Annotated in this window: 18 protein-coding genes; 5 read left to right on the forward strand and 13 right to left on the reverse strand. The window is 67.3% G+C overall.

Features of this window, described 5'->3' with window-relative positions:
- Nucleotide 1: 1 nt before the first annotated feature.
- From ACKTT0_RS06665 to ACKTT0_RS06685, 5 genes are read left to right on the forward strand one after another with little or no spacing between them, the layout of a single operon-like run.
- A complete protein-coding gene (locus ACKTT0_RS06665) occupies nt 2-922 on the forward strand; it encodes an ABC transporter permease (protein WP_407849145.1) in 921 nt (306 codons plus the stop codon).
- Nucleotides 919-1,902 (forward strand): ABC transporter ATP-binding protein, encoded by a 984-nt coding sequence (locus ACKTT0_RS06670; protein WP_407849147.1) that lies wholly within the window; start codon nt 919-921, stop codon nt 1,900-1,902. Before ACKTT0_RS06665 ends, ACKTT0_RS06670 begins: the two co-directional genes overlap by 4 nt.
- Complete coding sequence (locus ACKTT0_RS06675; protein ID WP_407849148.1) at nt 1,899-2,900, forward strand: ABC transporter ATP-binding protein; 1,002 nt, start codon at nt 1,899-1,901, stop codon at nt 2,898-2,900. Before ACKTT0_RS06670 ends, ACKTT0_RS06675 begins: the two co-directional genes overlap by 4 nt.
- Before the next feature lie 9 nt (nt 2,901-2,909).
- Nucleotides 2,910-3,812, forward strand: coding sequence for an alpha/beta hydrolase family protein (locus tag ACKTT0_RS06680; RefSeq protein ID WP_407849150.1), 903 nt, complete (start codon nt 2,910-2,912; stop codon nt 3,810-3,812).
- Nucleotides 3,813-3,847: 35 nt separating this feature from the next.
- A complete protein-coding gene (locus ACKTT0_RS06685) occupies nt 3,848-4,978 on the forward strand; it encodes a M20 family metallopeptidase (protein ID WP_407849151.1) in 1,131 nt (376 codons plus the stop codon).
- A 198-nt stretch (nt 4,979-5,176) separates the two neighbouring features.
- Here ACKTT0_RS06685 and ACKTT0_RS06690 read toward each other — a convergent pair whose 3' ends face one another.
- The 13 genes from ACKTT0_RS06690 to ACKTT0_RS06750 form a co-directional block, all read right to left on the reverse strand.
- Nucleotides 5,177-7,234 (reverse strand): UvrD-helicase domain-containing protein, encoded by a 2,058-nt coding sequence (locus ACKTT0_RS06690; RefSeq protein ID WP_407849153.1) that lies wholly within the window; start codon nt 7,232-7,234, stop codon nt 5,177-5,179.
- A 20-nt stretch (nt 7,235-7,254) separates the two neighbouring features.
- Nucleotides 7,255-9,336: a primosomal protein N' gene (locus ACKTT0_RS06695; RefSeq protein WP_407849154.1), complete on the reverse strand. Its 2,082-nt coding sequence runs from the start codon at nt 9,334-9,336 to the stop codon at nt 7,255-7,257.
- A 349-nt stretch (nt 9,337-9,685) separates the two neighbouring features.
- Nucleotides 9,686-10,759: a uroporphyrinogen decarboxylase gene (gene hemE, locus ACKTT0_RS06700; protein WP_407849156.1), complete on the reverse strand. Its 1,074-nt coding sequence runs from the start codon at nt 10,757-10,759 to the stop codon at nt 9,686-9,688.
- 115 nt (nt 10,760-10,874) lie between these two features.
- Entirely contained in the window at nt 10,875-11,666 is a 792-nt protein-coding gene (locus ACKTT0_RS06705) for a hypothetical protein (RefSeq protein WP_407849158.1), read from the reverse strand.
- 209 nt (nt 11,667-11,875) lie between these two features.
- Nucleotides 11,876-12,301, reverse strand: a complete 426-nt coding sequence (locus tag ACKTT0_RS06710; RefSeq protein ID WP_407849159.1) for a F0F1 ATP synthase subunit epsilon — start codon at nt 12,299-12,301, stop codon at nt 11,876-11,878.
- 9 nt (nt 12,302-12,310) lie between these two features.
- Nucleotides 12,311-13,711, reverse strand: coding sequence for a F0F1 ATP synthase subunit beta (gene atpD / locus ACKTT0_RS06715; protein ID WP_407849161.1), 1,401 nt, complete (start codon nt 13,709-13,711; stop codon nt 12,311-12,313).
- A gap of 43 nt (nt 13,712-13,754) precedes the next feature.
- On the reverse strand, nt 13,755-14,660 hold the full coding sequence (gene atpG / locus ACKTT0_RS06720; RefSeq protein WP_407849163.1) for a F0F1 ATP synthase subunit gamma: 906 nt from the start codon (nt 14,658-14,660) through the stop codon (nt 13,755-13,757).
- 99 nt (nt 14,661-14,759) lie between these two features.
- Nucleotides 14,760-16,301, reverse strand: coding sequence for a F0F1 ATP synthase subunit alpha (atpA, locus tag ACKTT0_RS06725; RefSeq protein ID WP_407849165.1), 1,542 nt, complete (start codon nt 16,299-16,301; stop codon nt 14,760-14,762).
- A 43-nt stretch (nt 16,302-16,344) separates the two neighbouring features.
- Nucleotides 16,345-16,884 carry a F0F1 ATP synthase subunit delta gene (locus tag ACKTT0_RS06730; RefSeq protein WP_407849167.1) on the reverse strand — a complete coding sequence of 180 codons (540 nt, stop codon included), beginning with the start codon at nt 16,882-16,884 and terminating at the stop codon, nt 16,345-16,347.
- Nucleotides 16,885-16,896: 12 nt separating this feature from the next.
- Nucleotides 16,897-17,367: a F0F1 ATP synthase subunit B gene (locus tag ACKTT0_RS06735; protein WP_407849169.1), complete on the reverse strand. Its 471-nt coding sequence runs from the start codon at nt 17,365-17,367 to the stop codon at nt 16,897-16,899.
- Between the two features lie 148 nt (nt 17,368-17,515).
- A complete protein-coding gene (gene atpE, locus ACKTT0_RS06740; protein ID WP_003815363.1) occupies nt 17,516-17,758 on the reverse strand; it encodes a F0F1 ATP synthase subunit C in 243 nt (80 codons plus the stop codon).
- Nucleotides 17,759-17,872: 114 nt separating this feature from the next.
- On the reverse strand, nt 17,873-18,754 hold the full coding sequence (gene atpB, locus ACKTT0_RS06745) for a F0F1 ATP synthase subunit A (RefSeq protein ID WP_407849171.1): 882 nt from the start codon (nt 18,752-18,754) through the stop codon (nt 17,873-17,875).
- Nucleotides 18,755-18,822: 68 nt separating this feature from the next.
- A complete protein-coding gene (locus ACKTT0_RS06750; RefSeq protein ID WP_231501725.1) occupies nt 18,823-19,251 on the reverse strand; it encodes an ATP synthase subunit I in 429 nt (142 codons plus the stop codon).
- Nucleotides 19,252-19,399: the final 148 nt, after the last annotated feature.

Here is a 19,399-nt window from a genome sequence, read left to right on the forward strand (position 1 = left end):
CATGGCAGAATCCGCACCCAACGGCCGCACCCGCACCATCCAGCCGCTGGCTGAGACTCCGCGCCGCGCCGCCATCCTCAAGAAGCTGCACAGCCGCCCCACCGTGATCGGCTCGGCCATCGCCCTGGCCGTGCTCATGGTGGTGGTGCTGGCCGCCCCCTATTTCGCGCCGCAGAACCCTTACGACCTGGCCAGCCTGAACCTGCTCGACGGCCGCCTGCCGCCAGGCGCCACCTCGATGGACGGCCAGGTGTACCTGCTGGGCACCGACGACCAGGGCCGCGACATGCTCAGCGCCATCCTGTACGGCTTGCGCATCAGCCTGATGGTGGGCCTGTCCGCGGTGGCGCTGGCGACCGCCATCGGCAGCATGGCCGGCCTGCTGGCCGCCTACGCCGGCGGCTTGGTCGATACGGTAGTGATGCGCGTGGTGGACTTCATCCTGGGCTTTCCCACCATCCTGGTGGCGCTGGTGCTGCTGGCCATGATGGGACGCGGCGTCGACAAGGTGATCCTCGCGCTGGTGGTGGTGCAATGGGCCCATTACGCGCGCATCATGCGCGGCCGCGCGCTGCAGGAACGCCGCAAGGAATATGTCGAGGCGGCCGCCAACCTGGGTTTTCCCGCCTGGCGCATCATGGTCTTCCACCTGCTGCCCAACTGCCTCGGGCCGGTGATGGTGTTCGCCACCATCCAGATCGCCACCGCCATCGCGCTGGAAGCCACCCTGTCCTTCCTGGGCGTGGGCGTGCCCATCACCGAGCCTTCGCTGGGCCTGCTGATCGCCAACGGCTTCCAGTACCTGCTGTCGGGCGATTACTGGATCAGCATGTTCCCGGGCGTGGCCCTGCTGGTGCTGATCCTGACCATCAACATCGTGGGCGACCGCCTGCGCGAAGCCCTGGATCCGCGACGAGCATGAACGAAGTCCTTCTCCAGGTGCGCGGCCTGCGCACCGCCTTCCATACCGAAGCCGGCGCCTGGCCGGCGGTCGACGGCGTCGACCTGACCGTGCGGCGCGGCGAGATCCTGGGCCTGGTCGGCGAATCGGGCTCGGGCAAGTCGGTCACCGGCTTCTCGCTGCTGGGCCTGATCGACCCGCCCGGCGAAGTGGTCGCCGGCGAGATCCTGTTCAAGGGCCAGGACCTGCGCGCGCTCGACGAGGAAGGCATGCGCCGGCTGCGCGGCAACCGCATCGCCATGATCTTCCAGGATCCGCTGATGACCCTGAACCCGGTGCTGCGCATCGGCGAGCAGATGATGGAAGCCATCCTCACGCACGACAACGTGCCGGCCGCGCAGGCGCGCGAACGCTGCCGCGAGGCCCTGGCCATGGTCGGCATCCCCGCGCCGGAAAAGCGGCTGGACAGCTATCCGCATGAATTCTCGGGCGGCATGCGCCAGCGCGTGGCGATCGCCATCGCCATGCTCAACCAGCCCGACCTGATCATCTGCGACGAGCCCACCACCGCGCTGGACGTGACCATCCAGGGCCAGATCCTGTACCGCATGCAGGAAATCTGCCGCAAGCACAACACGGCGCTGATCTGGATCACCCATGACCTGGGCGTGGTGGCCGAACTGGCCGACCAGGTCGCGGTGATGTACGCCGGGCGCATCGTCGAGGCCGGCCCGGTCGACCAGGTGCTGGACGCGCCGCGCCATCCGTACACCCGCGGCCTGCTGGACTCCATGCCGGCCAACAGCGCGCCCGGCACCCGCCTGCACCAGATCGACGGCATGGCGCCCAGCCTGGCCGGACGCCCCGCCGGCTGTGCATTCCGGCCGCGCTGCCCGAACGCCATCACGCGCTGCACAGAGCAATCCCCTTCCGCGACGTCGGAAGGCTCGCGCAGTTTCCGCTGCTACGCCCCGATCGCCCGCGAGACCACTTCCGCATGACCCCGCAAGACACTCCCGTCATCGAACTACGCAACGTCCATAAGCGTTTCGAGCACCGACCCGACCTGGCCCAGCGCATCCTGGCGCTGGCCGGCAAGCCGATCGACCGCCGCACGGTGCATGCCGTCAATGGCGTGGACCTGTCCATCCGGCGCGGCGAAGTGCTGGGGCTGGTCGGCGAATCCGGCTGCGGCAAATCCACGCTGGGGCGCGTCGTGGCCGGGCTGCACCGCCCCACCGAGGGCGAACTGCTGTACCAGGGCCGGGCCGCCGACGCGCTGCGCGGCGCCGACCGGCTGGCCTACACGCTGGGCGTGCAGATGATCTTCCAGGACCCGCAGGCCTCGCTCAACCCGCGCCAGCGCCTGCGCCAGATCCTGGGCGAGGCGCTCAAGGTGCACAAGCTGGCCCCGCCGGCGGAGATTCCCGCGCGCATCGACCGCGCCCTGTCCGAAGTCGGCCTGGACCGCGAGTATCGCGACCGCTATCCGCACCAGATCTCCGGCGGCCAGCGCCAGCGCATCGGCATTGCCCGCGCGCTGATGGTGTCGCCCAAGTTCCTGGTGTGCGACGAGCCGGTGGCCGCGCTGGACGTATCGATCCAGGCGCAGGTCATCAACCTGTTCATGGACCTGCGCGAACAGCATGGCTTCACCTATTTGTTCATCAGCCACGACCTGGGCGTGGTCAAGCACATCTCGGACCGCGTGGCCATCATGTACCTGGGCAAGATCGTCGAGCGCGCGCCGGCCGCCGAGATCTTCGCGCGGGCCAACCACCCGTATACCCAGGCCCTGCTGGCCGAGGTGCCGGACGTGGGCCGGCGCCGCCGCCAATTCACTCCCATCCAGGGCGAAATCCCCTCGCCGCTTAACCCGCCGCCGGGCTGCACATTCCATCCGCGCTGCCCGCATGCCACCGCGCGCTGCCGCGAGCAGGCGCCCGAGCTGAAAGAAATCGCCCCCGGCCACTGGTCGGCCTGCCACCTCAACCCCTGACGCCGCCCCATGAAAGCAGATCTGTCCAACGTCGACCGCATCGCCCGCGAGCTGGGCCATGCCGGCCGCAATGCCATCACCTACGTCGACGAAGACCGCAACGCCGACCGTCCCTTCACGCTGCAGACCTACCGCCCATACGGCTACACGCCCGACCGGCCGGTGGTCATGGTGCAGCACGGCGTGCTGCGCAACGGCGACGATTACCGCGACTTCTGGATCCCGGCCGCCGACAAGCACAAGGTACTGATCGTCGCGCCGACGTTCTCCAACGACATCTGGCCCGGCGTCGAGAGCTACAACAACGGCCGCGTCTTCAGCCCGGGCGGCAATCCGCGCCACGTCGACGGCTGGACCTACGCGCTGGTAGGACGGGTGTTCGCCGACCTGCGCGCCGCCGGCATCACCGAAGCGGAACAGGCCTACCTGTTCGGCCATTCGGCCGGCGGCCAGTTCGTGCACCGGCTGATGAGCAGCCAGTCGCATGCGCCGTTCTGCGCGGTGACGGCCGGCAACCCCGGCTGGTACACCCTGCCCACGTTCGACCACAAGTTCCCCGAGGGCCTGGACGGCGTGGGCCTGGCCGAAGACCATCTGGTGCGCCTGCTGGCTTATCCGATGACCATCCTGGCCGGCGACCAGGACATCGCCACCAACGACCCCAACCTGCCGTCCGAGCCGGCGGCCATGCGCCAAGGCCCCCACCGGTTCGCCCGCGCGCACCACTATTTCGAAGCCGGCCGGCGCGAAGCGGAGCGGCGCGGCGTGCCGTTCGGCTGGAAGCTGCAGGTCGTGCCCGGCATCGGCCACGACGGGCGCGCCATGTCGGCCGTCTGCGCGAGCCTCTGGTTCGAGGGCAAGATGCCCGGCGACGCAGAGCTGGCCCAATTGGCGGGCCAACAGGTAGCCTGATTTCCCTTTTCCGCACCGACACCAGGAACGCAACCATGTCCTCCCTGCCCACTACCGAAGAACTCGTCGCCGGCATTCAAGCCTGGGTGCAATGCGAATCGCCATCCAACTCGCCGGCGGGCGTGGCGGCCATGGCGGCGCTGGTCGAAGCGCAGGCGCGCGCGGCCGGGTTGACGGTCGAGGTCTCCTCGCTGGGGCCGGACACGGGGCCGCTGCTGTACGCCACCAACCGCGCCGCCGGCGACACGCGGCCGGGCATCCTGGTGCTGGCGCACCTGGACACGGTGCATCCCATCGGCACGCTGCAGGACAACCCCTGCCGCATCGAGGGCGACCGCCTGTACGGCCCGGGCAGTTACGACATGAAGGGCGGCATCTACCTGGCGCTGGCGGCGCTGGCCACGCTGGCTCGGTCGGACGCCACCCGGCTGCCGGTTGATTTCCTGATGGTGCCCGATGAAGAGATCGGCAGCCACGCCTCGCGCGCGTCGATCGAACGCTACGCCGCCAACGCCAAGTATGGCCTGGTGTGCGAACCTGCCCGTCCCAACGGCGGCAAGTGCGTCACGGCGCGCAAGGGCACCGGCATGCTGCGCCTGGGCGTCAAGGGCCGGCCGGCGCATGCCGGCATGCAGCACGAAAAAGGCCGCAGCGCGATTCGCGAAATGGCGCACCAGGTGCTGGCGCTCGAGGCCATGACCGACTACGAGCGCGGCGTCACGGTCAGCGTCGGCACCATCGCCGGCGGCACGGTCACCAACACCGTGCCGGCCCAGTGCCGCTGCGTGGTCGACTTCCGGGTGCCCGACATGGGCGCCGCCGAAGACGTGCTGCGCCGCATGCGCAACCTGTGCGCGGTGGGGCCGGACGTGGAGCTGGATATCGACGTCGAGCTGAACCGGCCGCCGATGGTGCGCACCGAGGCGGCCGCCGCCTTGCTCGAACTGGCCCAGGGCTATGCGCGCGAGGCCGGCTTCGCGCTCGAAGAGGCGCCCATGACCGGCGGCGGCAGCGACGCCAACTTCACCTCGGCCATGGGCGTGCCCACCCTCGACGGGCTGGGCGCCGACGGCGACGGCGCCCATACGCTGCACGAGTACATCCTGGTGTCGACCCTGCAGGCCCGCGCCAAGTTCTGGCAATTGCTGCTGCGCGAACTGGCGTAGCCGGACGCGGTGTCAGACACCCGCAGGGTGTCTGACACCTGAAGCATGCGCAGGCGCCAGCCCGGTGTCCGACCAAGGTGTCTGACACCTGCTCCCCCCCGGAACCCACCGCCGGGCTCTACTTCTTCGCGCCGACCAAGGTGTCTGACACCCCGCGGGTGTCAGACACCGGGACCGCCTGGAACCCGCCGCCGGGCGTTACTTCTTCAGCAGCGCCTTCAACATGCCCAGGCGCTCCTTGGGGCTCATCGCCTTGGTGGCGTCGTCTTCCTGTATCTGCACATCGCCCAGGCCCATCTCCTCGATGAAGCGCGAGGGCTCGCGCACCACGTCCTCGCGGCCGCGGCGGCGTTTCTTGCACCAGCTCAGGTTCAGGCTGCGCTGCGCGCGCGTGATGCCGACGTACATCAGGCGGCGCTCTTCCTGGATGCGCGTGGCCAGGTTCTCGGCCGCGCGCGCCGGGTCGCCTTCTTCGTCGTCCTTGCCCAGGTGCGGCAGCAGGCCTTCCTCGACGCCCACCAGGTACACGTGCGGATATTCCAGCCCCTTGGACGCATGCAGCGTCGACAGTTTCACGGCATCGGGCTCTTCTTCCTCGCCGCGCTCGAGCATGGTGATGAGCGCCACGTGCTGGACTAGGTCGAACAGCGACATGCCGTCTTCCTCGGCCTTGCGCTTGAGCCAGCCGGTAAGTTCCAGCACGTTCTCCCAGCGCGTCTGCGCCGGCTTGTCTTCCAGCGTGTCGTACAGGTAGCGTTCGTACTGGATCGCGCCCAGCATGTCGTCCAGGATGGCGCCGGCCGGCTCGGCCGACCCTTGGCCGTCGGTGCGGCCGCGCCCGGCGCGCCACTGGATGCGGCGGATGAATTCGGCGAAGGTGCGCAGGGAATCGAGCTGGCGCGGCTGCAGCAGGCTGTCCAGGCCGGACTCGGCCACCGCCGCCAGCAGCGAGACCTCGCGCTGCGCCGCATACTGGCCCAGCACCTGCAGCGTGGCCTGGCCAATGCCGCGCCGGGGCGTGGTGGCGGCCCGGATGAACGCCGGGTCGTCGTCGTCATTGGCGATCAGCCGCAGGTAGGCCAGGATGTCGCGCACCTCGGCCTTGTCAAAAAAACTCTGGCCGCCCGCGATGGTGTACGGGATCTTCAGGTTGCGCAGCGCCTGTTCCAGAATGCGCGACTGGTGGTTGCCGCGATACAGGATGGCGAAGTCCTTCCACTGCGCCTGCCGCTCGAAACGCGCCGCCGAGATCTTCATGGCGGTCGACTGGGCCTCGTGCTCGTCGCTGTCCATCGGCGTCACGATGATCGGCTCGCCCATGCCCAGGTCGGACCAGAGCTTCTTCTCGAACAGTTTGGGGTTCTTCTCGATGACCGTGTTGGCCGCGGCCAGGATGCGCTGCACCGAGCGGTAATTCTGTTCCAGCTTGATCAGCTTGAGCTGCGGATAGTCGGTGGTCAGCTTGGCCAGGTTCTCGATGGTGGCGCCGCGCCAGGCGTAGATCGCCTGGTCGTCGTCGCCCACGGCCGTGAACATGGCGCGGTCGCCGCACAGCAACTGCACCAGGCGGTACTGGCACACGTTGGTGTCCTGGTATTCGTCCACCAGCAGGTAGCGCACGCGGTTCTGCCAGCGGGTGCGCACTTCTTCGTTGCTTTCCAGCATCTGGGCGGGAATGCGGATCAGGTCATCGAAATCGACCGCCTGGTAGGCCGCCAGCGTGGCGCTGTAGTTGCGGTAGACATTCGCGGCCTCGACCTCGCCCGGCGTGGCCGCGACGCGCGCGGCATCGTCGGGGCCAAGCAGCGCGTTCTTCCACAGCGAAATGATCGACTGCACGGCGCGCAGCCGCCCGCGGTCCGTGGTGGCCAGCAGTTCCTGGATGATCGCCATGGCATCGTCGGCGTCCAGGATGGAGAACTGCGGCTTGAGCCCGGCGTGGCGCGCCTCTTCGCGCAGCAGGCGCACGCCCAGCGAATGGAAGGTGCTGATGGTCAGGCCCTTGGCCAGCTTGCGGTCCACCAGCGTCTTGACGCGCTCGCCCATTTCGCGCGCCGCCTTGTTGGTGAAGGTCAGCGCCACCACGTTGCGACCCATGTAGCCGCATTCGCGCAGCAGATAGGCGATTTTCTGCGTGATCACGCGGGTCTTGCCGCTGCCCGCGCCGGCCAGCACCAGGCAAGGGCCGTCCAGGTACAGCACCGCGTCTTTCTGGGCAGGGTTCAGGCCGTGGCCGATCGGTGCGCTGTCGGACATGTGTGTAGACAAGACGAGGGTCAGATTTCGAGGGGGTCCACTTCGAGCTGCCAGCGCACGCGCGCCTCGGCGGCCAAGCCCGGCAAGTGCGCCGCCCAGGCCGCCAGGAAGCCCTGCAGGGCCGGGCGGCTGGTGCTTTCGAGCAGCAGTTGCGCGCGTTCGATGTTGGCGACGCGCACCACCCGCAAAGGCACCGGATCGTACAACGTGAGCGCCGCCGCGCCCGGGAAGCCGCCCTCGTCGGCCAGCGCGCGCGCCTGCTGCAGGAACGCCAGCGCCTGGGCCAGTTCGCGGGCCTCGGCGGTCAGGAGCGCCTGGTACGCGAACGGCGGCAGGCCGGTGGTCTCGCGTTCTTCGAGCGCATGGCGTGCGAAGCCGGCGTAGTCGTGGCGCAGCAAGGCCTGGTAGACCGGCTGCTCGGGGTAGCCCGTCTGGATCAGCACCTCGCCGCCGCCGCCGTGGCGGCCGGCGCGGCCCGCCACCTGCATGAGTTGCGCGAACAGGCGTTCCGGCGCGCGGAAGTCATGCGCAAACAGCATGGAATCGGCATTGAGCACGCCGACCAGGCCAAGCCGCGCGAAATCGTGGCCCTTGGCCACCATCTGCGTGCCCACCAGGATATCCACTTCGCCCGCGTGCACCGCGGCGAACAGGGCCTGCGCGCTGCCCTTGCGCCGGGTGCTGTCGGCATCGATGCGCGAAATGCGCGCCTCGGGAAACAGTTCGGCCAGGTGTTCTTCCACCCGCTGCGTGCCGCGCCCCATCGGCTGCAGGTCCTGGTCGCCGCACTCCGGGCAGGCGCGCGGCACGGGCGCCTGGTAGCCGCAATGATGGCAGTGCAGGCGATGACCGTGCCCGGTGGTCCGGTGCAGCACCGTGAACGCCGTGCAGCGCGGGCAATGGCTGACCCACGCGCACGACGCGCAATGCAGCACCGGCGCATAGCCGCGGCGGTTCAAGAACACCAGCGACTGCTCGCCGCGCTCGAGCCGCTGGCCGATGGCCTCGGTCAGTTGCGGCGACAGCCCCTGGCGCATGGCCAGGCGACGCGTATCGACCAGGCGCACGGCCGGCAGGTGGCTGGCGCGCGCCCGCCCGGGCAACGACAGGCGCAGATAATGCCCGCGCCCGGCGTGATGCCAGCTTTCCAGCGAAGGCGTGGCCGAGCCGAGCAGCACGGGGATGCCAAGGTCGCGCGCCCGCCAGACCGCCAGGTCGCGCGCGGAATAGCGCAGGCCTTCCTGCTGCTTGTACGACGCGTCGTGTTCCTCGTCCACCACGATCAGGCCCAGTTCGGACATGGGCGCAAAGATCGCCATGCGGGTGCCCAGCAGCATGCGGGCCTGGCCGCGCTGCGCGCGGGCCCAGGCCTGCAGGCGTTCGCCGTCGGACAATCCGCTGTGCAGCACCGCCAGCCCGCCGGGCCCCAGCACCGATTCGAGACGCGCCCGCAAAGCGCCCTCCAGTTGCGGCGTCAGGTTGATTTCGGGCACCAGCAGCAACACCTGGCGGCCCGCCGCCAGCACCTGCTGCGCCACATGCAGGTAGACCTCGGTCTTGCCGCTGCCGGTTACGCCGTGCAGCAGCACCGGCTTGAAACCGTCGAGCGCCATCACCGCATCCACGGCGGCGCGCTGGTCCGGGTTCAATTCGGGCGCCTGGTCCGGCGCCACCGGCGCCGCCGGCGCCTTCGGCTTGCGCGCATCCAGCCGGGCCACCGGCCCCTGCCCCGACCGCTTGCCTTGGTAGGCGGACGGCTTGCGCAACGGCGGCGGCATGGCCGGCAACATGACTTCGCCCAGCGGCCGCTGGTAGTACTCGGCGGCAAACCGGGCCAGCCGCAGCCAGTCCGCCGGCAGTGGCGGCAAGTCCTCCAGCACTTGTTCGATGTCGCGCACCTGCGCCGCCTCGATCGACGGCTCGGCGGGGTTGTCCAACACCACGCCCACCAGCTTGCGGCGGCCGAACGGCACGATCACGCGCGCGCCCACCGGCAGCGGCGCCGGGCTGCGGTAGTCGAACGGCCCCGGCAGCGGCACATCGAGCGCCACGCGCACCCAGGCCGAGGCGCCCGAACCGGCAGCGGCGGGCGCGTCAGACATGGGAGCGGGTGCAGACAAACATGGGGCGGGGCAGTCGATAGTTAAAGTGAATTCTGGAATTTGCGGCTAAGAGATTGTCACGCCTGATCGAAATATCCCGGCCCTCACAGCCTGTGGATAACTTTGGGGAAAAACATCCAACAACCTTGCCGGCTGTCAAGGAAAATCCCCATCGAGCTCAACGCCAAATACCTTTTCTGCCTATTTTTCTTTTTATATTCATATACTTATAAACCTTTTCCAGAAACACTGCGAACTATTGGGGGTAATCCCGAGTTGCTTCGCTGCTGTGCACAAGTGCTGCCCGACAATGTGCATCCGCCGCATGTCGCGGCGAAGCGTTCACTTACTATGCGTGCAGCGGGCGGCTATAGGCATGCACTTCGTCGACCAGCTCGGAGACGGCTTCAGGGGGGGTGTACTGGGAAATGCCGTGCCCCAGGTTGAACACATGCCCGCCCCTGCCGACCGGACCGAAGGCGTCCAGCGTGCGGCGCGCCTCGGCGCGGATGGCCGCGGCGCCGCCGAACAGGGTCATGGGGTCGAGGCTGCCCTGCAGTGCCACGGCATCGCCGGTGCGTGCCCGGGCCTGGCCCAGGTTGACCGTCCAGTCCAGGCCCACCGCGTCGCAACCGCATCCCGCGATGTCCTCCAGCCAGTGGCCGCCGCCCTTGGTGAAAACAATGACGGGCACGCGACGGCCCTGGTGCTCGCGCGTCAGCCCGGCCACCACCTTGCGGGTATAGGCCAGCGAGAACTGCTGGAACAGGCCGTCGGCCAGCACACCCCCCCAGCTGTCGAACAGCATGACGGCCTGGGCGCCCGCCGCGATCTGCGCGTTCAGGTATTGGAGGGTGGCCTGGGCGTTGATCTCGAGGATGCGATGCAGCAGGTCGGGCCGCGCATAGAGCATGGTCTTGATCAGGCGGTAGTCGTCGCTGCCGCGGCCTTCCACCATGTAGCACGCGATGGTCCAGGGGCTGCCGGCAAATCCGATGAGCGGCACCTTGCCATCGAGTTCACGGCGGATGGTGGCGACCGCGTCGAACACGTAGCGCAACGATTCCATGTCGGGCACGGCCAGCCGCGCCACGTCGTCCTCGGTGCGCAGCGGATGCGCGAAACGCGGCCCTTCGCCGGGCGCGAAGTCGAGCCCCAGGCCCATGGCATGCGGCACGGTGAGGATGTCGGAAAACAGGATCGCCGCGTCCAGGTCGTAGCGCGCCAGCGGCTGCAGCGTGACCTCGGCCGCGTAATCGGGATTCTGGGCCAGCCCCATGAAGGACCCGGCCCGCGCGCGCGTGGCGTTGTACTCGGGCAAATAGCGCCCGGCCTGGCGCATCAGCCAGATGGGGGTGTACGGCACGGGTTCGCGCAACAGGGCGCGCAGGAATACATCGTTTTTCAAGGGGGCAGCGGACACGACTATCCTTCGCAATCGGAAGCCGTGATTTTACCCTTCGGCGCTGCCCGCGACGCCGATGCCGCGCAAGCGCGCGCGGTATCGCCGGACCGGGTCCCGGCCGGGCGCGTCGGCGCTATGAGCCGAGGTCGGATTCAGCGCTGTTTCGATAGGGCGCCGCGTCGATGCGGTGCTTGCGCATCAAGGCCCAGAATGCCCGCCGGTGCTTGCTGGCGGCGCGCGCCGCCTGCGCCACGTTGCCGGCATGGCGTGCCAGGGAGCGCCGCAGGTACTCGCGTTCGAAGCCTTCGACCACGCGCGCCTTGGCCTGGCGGAAGGGCTCGTCGACGTGCGCGGCTTCGCGGCCGTGCAAGGCGGCCAGGGCGTGTTCGAGGCGGGCGCGCGACAGCGGCCGCCGGCGGCCTGCCCGGGCGCCATAGGCGGCCGCGGGTTCCTGCATGGCGCAGGGCATGGCGGGCGAGGCATCCGGCGGCGCGACCGGCACGGCGCTATGGCCGGACGCCCGGCACAGGCGCACCAGGCGCGCGCGCAGTTCGTCCGGACAGGCCGGCGCGCGGATGAAATCGGCGGCGCCCAGCGCCAGGAGGTCGAGGATGGCGGGCGCGGTGATGTCGAACACCAGCGCGATGAGCGGCGTGCGCGGGCCGGAGCCGGCATTGGCCAGCGCGGTGCGGATCCAGGACAGCGACGTGGGCGCCACCGGCAGCAGGCAGCCGTCGAAGCGCCGCAAGGCCAGCCTGGCGCGCCCCAGCAGCTGGGCGTCGGGCGCGCCGGGCGCCAGTGTGGCAAGTTCCTGGGCGTGCAGCCGCAACCGCCCCGCCTGCCCGCCAGGCTGCGCGACCCATTCCCTGACCCAGCGTTCGTGGCCCGGTGTCATCAGCACCGCGCAGTCGAGAGTTTCCCGCAAGATAGCCTCCTTGGTTACATATGCAAAAAAGGCAAGCGTACGCTGCAGGGGTGAAAAGCGATATTCGCAATCCCCACACTGCGGGTTATACGTATAAGGGAGAGGGGCGCGCCGCGCGGGCAGGCCTGCAAAAGCACAAGGCGGCCTCTCGGCCGCCTTGCGTAACGATGCGTCGCCAGAGCCCCGGAGGGGCCGGCGCCGGTGCTGCTTCAGTGCGTGTTGCGGGTCTGGCGCAGCTTGCGGGCCGCGACGGCCTGGGCCGCCAGCATGGCGAGCTCGGCTTCGACGACCGCGATGTCGGCCTTGTCCTTGGCGTTGCGCAGGGCCTCTTCGGCCTTCTCGCGCGCCGCCACGGCACGGGCTTCGTCAAGGTCGGCGGCGCGGATGGCCGTGTCGGCCAGCACCGTCACCATGCCCGGCTGCACTTCCAGGATGCCCCCGGCGACGAAGATGTTTTCCTCGCCTCCATCGGTACGGACGATCTTGACCGTCCCGGGGCGTATGCGCGAAATCAGCGGGGTGTGGCCGGGCAGGATGCCCAGCTCACCCGCTTCGCCAGGCAGCGCCACGAACTTCGCCTCGCCGGCGAAAATCGCTTCCTCTGCGCTGACGACATCCACATGCAGGGTAGCCATATGTGATCCTTATTGCAGTTTCTTGGCCTTCTCGAAGGCCTCGTCGATGGTGCCGACCATGTAGAAGGCCTGCTCGGGCAGCGCATCGCACTCGCCGTTGACGATCATCTTGAAACCGCGGATGGTCTCGGCCAGCGGCACGTACTTGCCGGGCGAACCCGTGAACACTTCGGCCACGTGGAACGGCTGCGACAGGAAGCGCTGGATCTTGCGCGCGCGGGCCACGGCCTGCTTGTCCTCGGGCGACAGTTCGTCCATGCCCAGAATGGCGATGATGTCGCGCAGTTCCTTGTAGCGCTGCAGCGTCTGCTGCACGCCACGGGCCACGGCGTAGTGCTCCTCGCCCACGACCTGCGGGTCGAGCTGGCGGCTGGAGGAATCGAGCGGGTCCACGGCCGGGTAGATACCCAGGGCGGCGATGTCGCGCGACAGCACCACGGTGGAGTCCAGGTGCTGGAAGGTGGTGGCGGGCGACGGGTCGGTCAAGTCGTCGGCAGGCACGTACACGGCCTGGATCGACGTGATGGAACCGGTCTTGGTCGAGGTGATGCGTTCTTGCAGCACGCCCATTTCCTCGGCCAGCGTCGGCTGGTAGCCCACCGCCGACGGCATGCGGCCCAGCAGCGCGGACACTTCGGTGCCGGCCAGGGTGTAGCGGTAGATGTTGTCGACGAAGAACAGGATGTCGCGGCCTTCGTCGCGGAACTTCTCGGCCATGGTCAGGCCGGTCAGGGCCACGCGCAGGCGGTTGCCCGGGGGCTCGTTCATCTGCCCGAACACCATCGCGACCTTGTCCAGCACCTTCGACTCTTCCATTTCGTGGTAGAAGTCGTTGCCTTCACGGGTGCGCTCGCCCACGCCGGCGAACACCGACAGGCCGCTGTGCTGCTTGGCGATGTTGTTGATCAGTTCCATCATGTTGACGGTCTTGCCCACGCCGGCACCGCCGAACAGGCCCACCTTGCCGCCCTTGGCGAACGGGCAGACCAGGTCGATAACCTTGATGCCGGTTTCCAGCAGTTCCACCGAGGGCGACAGTTCGTCGAAACGGGGAGCGGTCTGGTGGATGGCGCGCTTCTCGTCGGCTTCGATGGGGCCGGCTTCGTCGATGGGACGGCCCAGCACGTCCATGATGCGGCCCAGCGTGCCGTGGCCCACGGGCACCGAGATCGGCGCGCCAGTGCCCACGACTTTCATGCCGCGGCGCAGGCCGTCGCTGGAGCCCAGCGCGATGGTGCGCACCACGCCGTCGCCCAGCTGCTGCTGCACTTCCAGCGTCAGGCCCTTCTCGGCGAACTGCGACGTGTCGTCGGCCAGGGTGAGCGCTTCGTAGATCTTGGGCATTTGATCGCGGGGGAACTGAATATCCACCACGGCGCCGATGCACTGAACGATGGTTCCGTTGCTCATGTCGATTCCTTGCTTGATAGCTTTTTGACGGGATGCAGGCCGATCAGACGGCGGCCGCGCCCCCTACGATTTCCGAAATTTCCTTGGTGATCGCCGCCTGGCGGGTCTTGTTGTAGACCAGCTGCAGGTCGCCGATGACCTTCTTGGCGTTGTCCGACGCCGCCTTCATGGCGACCATCCGGGCCGACTGCTCCGAGGCCATGTTCTCGGCCACGGCCTGGTACAGCAGGCCTTCGACGTAACGCTGCAGCAAGTCGTCGATCACGCTCTTGGCATCGGGCTCGTAGATGTAGTCCCAGCTGTAGTTCGACTGCACCTCGGCCGTCTTGGACAGGGTTTCCGCGCCCGACTGGAAGGGATCGTCCAGGCCGCTGGCCAGCGGCAGCAGGCGCAGGAACACCGGTTCTTGCTTCATGGTGTTGACGAAGCGGGTGGCCGCCACGTACAGCGCGTCGATCTCGCCGTTCAGGTAGGCGTCGAGCTGGACCTTGATGGCGCCCAGCAGGCGGTCGAGGTCGGGCTTGTCGCCCAGCTGCACTTCGTGCGACACCAGGTTCGCGCCGACGCGGGTCAGGAGGCCCAGGCCCTTGTTGCCGAACGCCGTTGCCTGGACCCGGATACCGCGCTGGTCGAACTCTTTCAGCTTGGCCAGCGTCACACGGCTGATGTTGGTGTTCAGGCCGCCGCACAGACCCTTGTCGGTGGTGACCAGCACCACGCCCACCGCCTTGATCTCGCGTTCGACCAGGTACGGATGGCTGTACTCGGGGTTGGCCTGCATCAGGTGCGCGGCGATCTCGCGCACCTTGGTGGCGTACGGACGACCCGCGCGCATCCGGTCCTGCGCCTTGCGCATTTTGGATGCAGCGACCATTTCCATCGCCTTGGTGATCTTGCGCGTGTTCTGCACGCTCTTGATCTTGGTTCGGATTTCCTTGATTCCGGGCATTGCGCTTTCCTGTTGTAACGGCTTGGCGGGATGCGGCCGGGGCTCGCCCCGCCCTACCGTAGGGCGGGCGCCAGGCCCGCCGCTACGCCAGACATTGCCTTAAAAAGCACCGTGCTTCTTGAAATCCTGGATGGCGGCAGCCAGTTCGGCCTCGTCGTCCTTGGACAGTTCCTTGGTGTCTTCGATGCGCTGGATCAGGCCGGCATGCTTGGCCTTGAGTTGATCCTTCAGCGATTTTTCGAAGGCCAGGACCTGCGCCACGTCCACGTCGTCCAGGTAGCCGTTGTTCACCGCGTACAGCGTGACGGCCAGTTCCCACACCTGCAGCGGCTGGTATTGCGGCTGCTTGAGCAGTTCCACCACGCGCTTGCCGCGTTCCAGCTGGCGACGGGTCGCGTCGTCGAGGTCGGAAGCGAACTGCGCGAAGGCGGCCAGTTCACGGTACTGCGCCAGGTCGGTACGGATACCGCCGGACAGCTTCTTGATGACCTTGGTCTGGGCGGCGCCACCCACGCGCGACACCGAGATACCGGCGTTGATGGCGGGACGCACGCCGGCGTTGAACAGGTCGGTTTCCAGGAAGATCTGGCCGTCGGTAATGGAAATGACGTTGGTGGGCACGAAGGCCGACACGTCGCCCGCCTGGGTTTCGATGATCGGCAGCGCAGTCAGCGAGCCGGTCTTGCCCTTGATGGCACCGTTGGTGAACTTCTCGACGTATTCCTCGTTGACGCGCGCGGCGCGCTCCAGCAGGCGCGAGTGCAGGTAGAACACGTCGCCCGGGTAGGCTTCGCGGCCCGGCGGGCGGCGCAGCAGCAGCGACACCTGGCGGTAGGCCCAGGCTTGCTTGGTGAGGTCGTCGTAGATGATCAGGGCGTCTTCGCCGCGATCGCGGAAGTATTCGCCCATGGTGCAGCCGGCGTAGGCGGCCAGGTACTGCATGGCGGCCGAATCCGAGGCCGAGGCGGCCACGACGATGGTGTATTCCATGGCGCCGTGCTCTTCGAGCTTGCGCACCACGTTGTTGATGGTGGACGCCTTCTGGCCAATGGCGACGTACACGCACGTGACGCCCTTGCCTTTCTGGCTGATGATGGTGTCGACCGCGACGGCGGTCTTGCCGGTCTGGCGGTCGCCGATGATCAGCTCGCGCTGGCCACGGCCGATCGGCACCATCGAGTCGATGGCCTTGATGCCGGTCTGCAGCGGCTGCGACACCGAGCGGCGGGCGATCACGCCGGGGGCCACTTTCTCGATGATGTCGGTTTCTTTGGTGTCGATGGGGCCCTTGCCGTCGATGGGCACGCCCAGCGTGTTGACCACGCGGCCCTTCAGCTCGGGGCCGACCGGCACTTCGAGGATGCGGCCGGTGGTCTTGACCTGGTCGCCCTCGGACACGCCGGTGTAGTCGCCCAGAATCACGGCGCCGACGGAATCGCGCTCGAGGTTGAGCGCCACGCCGAAGACGTTGTTGGGAAACTCGAGCATTTCGCCCTGCATCACGTCGGACAGGCCATGGATGCGGGTAATACCGTCGGTCACGGACACCACGGTGCCCTGGGTACGAATGTCAGCCGAAGCGCCCAGGCCCTCGATGCGGCTCTTGAGCAGTTCGCTGATCTCGGAGGGATTGAGTTGCATATTGACTCCTGGAATCCTGTTTGTCTGGCCTGCCGTCTGCGCGTCAGGCGGCCAGGGTATCCCGCAAGCGGGCCAATTGGGCTTGTACGGAAGTATCGAGCACCTGGTCGCCGACCGCCACGCGCACGCCGCCGATCAGCGATTCGTCGACGGTGACACTGGGGTTGAGCTTGAGGCCGAATTTGGTTTCGAGCGCGTCGACCAGTTCCTTGACCTGGGCTTCGCTGAGCTCGAACGCGCTGGTGATTTCCGCCTGCGCCGTGCCTTCGTGACGATTCTTCAGCGCGACGAACTGCTTGGCGATGACCGGCAGCAGCAACAGGCGGTCGTTGGCCACCAGCAGCTCGACGAAATTGCGCACCGCCTGGGGCAGCTCGGACTTGGTCAGGCCGATGAACAGCTGGGCGCGCTGCGCGTCGTCCAGGCGCGGGTCGGACATCGCTTCGCGCACGTCGGGGTGGGCGGCTACTTGGGCCAGTTCGCCGATCAGGGCGGCCCAGGCCGGCAAGCCGGCCTTGTCGTCGCGCGCCGCGCTGAAAAGCGCCTCGGCGTAGGGCCTGGCGACAGTGGAAAGTTCAGCCATGGCGTTCCCGGATTAAAGCTGCGCCTTGAGCTGGTTGAGCAGCTCGGCATGGGCGCGGGCGTCGACCTCGCGCTTGAGGATCTGTTCGGCGCCCTTGACCGCCAGCGCGGCGACGTCGTCGCGCAGCGCATCGCGGGCACGCTGGGCTTCCTGCGCGGCATCCTGGGCCGCCTGGGCGACGATGCGGGCGCGCTCGGCTTCGGCTTCGCGGCGAGCCTGCTCGATCAGCGAGGCGGCCTGCTTTTCGGCCTCGATGATGCGGGCATGGGTTTCGGATTTGGCAGAAGCCTCGATCAGACTGACGCGCGCTTGGGCTTGGGCCAGGTCGGCCTTGCCCTTCTCGGCGGCGGCCAGGCCGTCGGCGATTTTTTGGCGGCGCTCGTCCATCGCCTTCGTCAGGGGGGGCCACACGAATTTCATCGTGAACCAGCCCAGAACGAAGAACACGAGCATCTGGAAAAAGATCGTCGCGTTCAGATTCACGGTCGTTCCTTTAACACCTTGCGGCTCCGGCCGCACCAATGGCGTCGCGGAGCTCTCGATACTTTGCCGACCGGCAGCGGAGCGATACCGCTGCCGCCGGCGTCAGGCCCGCCTTCATGCCGGCGGGCGTTGCCATGAACCGCCGGGCTCAGCCCACGAACGGGTTGGCGAAGGCGAACAGCATGGCGATACCCACGCCGATCAGGAACGCCGCGTCGATCAGGCCAGCCAGCAGGAACATCTTGGTTTGCAGCGCATTCATCAGTTCGGGCTGACGAGCCGAGGCTTCCAGGTACTTGCCGCCCATCAGTGCGATACCGATGCAAGCGCCGATGGCGCCCAGACCGATGATAAGACCGCAAGCGAGAGCAACGAAAGCGACGTTGGTCATGACAACTCCTTGGTTAGAAATCTGAAGTCAAATTGTAAGAAGACAGGTACTGCTTGGTATGCAAGAAAATCTTGCGCCCCGGCGTGGGCAACCGCCCGCGCCAGGAAAACGGGGTCAATGCCCTTCGTGAGCCTGGCCGATGTACACCAGCGTCAGCATCATGAAGATGAAAGCCTGCAACAGCACGATCAGGATGTGGAAGATGGCCCACACCGATCCCGCCAGCACATGGCCGATACCCAGGCCGACGCTGGCAGCGTTCAGGCCCGTCCAGGCGCCGCCCAGCAGGGCGATGAGCATGAACACGAGTTCGCCGGCGAACATGTTGCCGAACAACCGCATGCCGAGCGACACCGACTTGGCGGCGTATTCGATCAGGTTGAGCAGCAGGTTGGCGGGCGCCAGCAGCAGCGCGCCGATGCCGTGGGCATGGAAAGGCGCGGTGAAGAGTTCCTTGACGAAGCCGCCCGGGTGCTTGATCTTGATGCCGTAGTAGAACATCAGCAGCAGCACGCCCAGCGACATGCCCATGGGCACGTTCAGGTCGGCGGTGGGCAGGATGCGGTGGTAGTACAGCGGGTCGCCGTGGTGCTCGCCCAGGCCGGTCCAGCGCCACACCGAGGGCATCAGGTCGACGGGGATCAGGTCGAGCGCGTTCATCAGGACGATCCAGAGGAACACGGTGAGGGCCAGCGGGGCCACGAACAGGCGGCTCTTGGCGTTGGTGACGATGCCCTTGGCCTGCTCGTCGACCATGTCGACGATCATTTCGACGAAAGCCTGGAAGCGGCCCGGCACGCCGGCCGTGGCGCGGCGCGCGGCCAGCCAGAGAAAGACGACGACGGCCAGGCCGGTAAGGGCGGACCAGAAGATCGAGTCGTAGTTGATGACATCGAACTGGGCGATGACGGACTGCTTTTCGCCGATGTTGTTCAGATGCACCAGGTGGTGCTGGATATACGCGGACTGAGGCGATACGTCGCTGGCAGCAGCCATTTGGAACCCTACCCTCTTTGCTGTGGGGCCGGACCTTGCGGACCGGCCGTTGCATGATTTCTAAGCAGCTATGACAACTTGCGGAACATCAACAGCAGGAGATAGCCCTTGAGCGTGAAGATCAGGCCCAGCAGCACCGCCGGCCATACCAGCCAGCCCTGCGCCACACGCGACAGCAGCCACAACAGCAGCGCCGTCATGAGCAGCTTGACCATCTCGCCGAGGAAAAAAGTAACGGGACTGGCTCGACCCGATTTGAGTACGTTGATGAGCAGACGCAATGCAAACAGCGCATTGGGTATGAAATACGCTCCCGCCCCCGCCAACGCCGACAAACCCGCCGCCGCCCCCGCAATGATCCCTGCAATTGCCGCCGCCGCGAGGCCCATGGCACCCTGCGCCGCCAATGCCCACAAGAGCCCCCGGCAAGCCTGGGCATCGAGTGCCGCGCGATCGGCATCGGTAAGCACCGGATTTTGTTCCACCAGGCTTTGCATCAGGCTTCCCCGCTCTTGCGGACACGACATGCGTGGTAGGCCACCACGTGTTTTTATCCCGCAAGCGTCAAACCCGTAGAGTATAGCGTGATTCGTTTTGCGCCGGCAAATGAAGAAAGCGGCGCCGGATGACTCCGGCGCCGCTTTC

The organism is Bordetella saccharivorans (genome assembly GCF_045862855.1).
In the GTDB taxonomy this organism is placed as follows: domain Bacteria; phylum Pseudomonadota; class Gammaproteobacteria; order Burkholderiales; family Burkholderiaceae_B; genus Bordetella_A; species Bordetella_A petrii_F.

Excerpts from the sequence above, each read along its gene's own strand:
- ACKTT0_RS06730 (WP_407849167.1), bottom strand. The coding sequence starts at position 16,884 with ATGGCTGAACTTTCCACTGTCGCCAGGCCCTACGCCGAGGCGCTTTTC.
- ACKTT0_RS06670 (WP_407849147.1), top strand. The coding sequence starts at position 919 with ATGAACGAAGTCCTTCTCCAGGTGCGCGGCCTGCGCACCGCCTTCCAT.
- atpA (WP_407849165.1), bottom strand. The coding sequence starts at position 16,301 with ATGCAACTCAATCCCTCCGAGATCAGCGAACTGCTCAAGAGCCGCATC.
- atpD (WP_407849161.1), bottom strand. The coding sequence starts at position 13,711 with ATGAGCAACGGAACCATCGTTCAGTGCATCGGCGCCGTGGTGGATATT.
- ACKTT0_RS06680 (WP_407849150.1), top strand. The coding sequence starts at position 2,910 with ATGAAAGCAGATCTGTCCAACGTCGACCGCATCGCCCGCGAGCTGGGC.
- ACKTT0_RS06750 (WP_231501725.1), bottom strand. The coding sequence starts at position 19,251 with ATGCAAAGCCTGGTGGAACAAAATCCGGTGCTTACCGATGCCGATCGC.
- atpE (WP_003815363.1), bottom strand. The coding sequence starts at position 17,758 with ATGACCAACGTCGCTTTCGTTGCTCTCGCTTGCGGTCTTATCATCGGT.
- ACKTT0_RS06685 (WP_407849151.1), top strand. The coding sequence starts at position 3,848 with ATGTCCTCCCTGCCCACTACCGAAGAACTCGTCGCCGGCATTCAAGCC.
- ACKTT0_RS06690 (WP_407849153.1), bottom strand. The coding sequence starts at position 7,234 with ATGTCCGACAGCGCACCGATCGGCCACGGCCTGAACCCTGCCCAGAAA.
- ACKTT0_RS06710 (WP_407849159.1), bottom strand. The coding sequence starts at position 12,301 with ATGGCTACCCTGCATGTGGATGTCGTCAGCGCAGAGGAAGCGATTTTC.
- ACKTT0_RS06675 (WP_407849148.1), top strand. The coding sequence starts at position 1,899 with ATGACCCCGCAAGACACTCCCGTCATCGAACTACGCAACGTCCATAAG.
- atpB (WP_407849171.1), bottom strand. The coding sequence starts at position 18,754 with ATGGCTGCTGCCAGCGACGTATCGCCTCAGTCCGCGTATATCCAGCAC.
- atpG (WP_407849163.1), bottom strand. The coding sequence starts at position 14,660 with ATGCCCGGAATCAAGGAAATCCGAACCAAGATCAAGAGCGTGCAGAAC.
- ACKTT0_RS06695 (WP_407849154.1), bottom strand. The coding sequence starts at position 9,336 with ATGTCTGACGCGCCCGCCGCTGCCGGTTCGGGCGCCTCGGCCTGGGTG.
- ACKTT0_RS06665 (WP_407849145.1), top strand. The coding sequence starts at position 2 with ATGGCAGAATCCGCACCCAACGGCCGCACCCGCACCATCCAGCCGCTG.